Origin of the sequence: Pseudoalteromonas sp. T1lg21, from assembly GCF_002964625.1 — a bacterium.
GTDB lineage: Bacteria > Pseudomonadota > Gammaproteobacteria > Enterobacterales > Alteromonadaceae > Pseudoalteromonas > Pseudoalteromonas gelatinilytica.
In genome coordinates this window covers 1-470 of record NZ_PQBX01000047.1, presented here as the reverse complement: position 1 = coordinate 470, position 470 = coordinate 1, and the positions used below count along the sequence as shown (strand labels likewise).

The following is a 470-nucleotide window of genomic DNA, read 5'->3' as shown; positions in this document are numbered from 1 at the left end:
ATGAGTAACCACACGCATTTGGTCCTTCACATCGATATAGCAAAAGCAAAGCGTCTGAATAATAAAGCAATTCTGATTAGGTGGCATAAGGTATTTAAAAGTACATTCTTATGTCAACGATTCTTAAATGGCGAATTACTAACACAAGCCGAACTCGTTGCGGTTAATGCCAGAGTTAATTTATATCGAGAACGACTCAGCAGTATTAGTTGGTTTATGCGTGTGCTTAATGAGAGCATTGCACGAAAAGCGAATCTAGAAGATGGATGCAAAGGGCGGTTTTGGGAAGGTCGCTTTAAATCACAAGCTTTACTTGATGAAGCTGCACTAGCTGCTTGCCTTGCCTATGTTGACTTAAACCCCGTAAGAGCAAAAGTGGCTGATTTACCCGAAGATTCTGACTACACCAGTATTAAATCTAGAATTAATGCAGCACAAAATAATAAACAACCAAAATCACTAATGCGCTT

The 470-nt window shown here is 39.1% G+C and carries 1 pseudogene; it reads left to right on the top strand.

Going from position 1 to position 470, the window contains the following annotated elements:
* Positions 1 to 470, top strand: a pseudogene (locus tag C2M25_RS10255) (transposase); the annotation flags it as partial.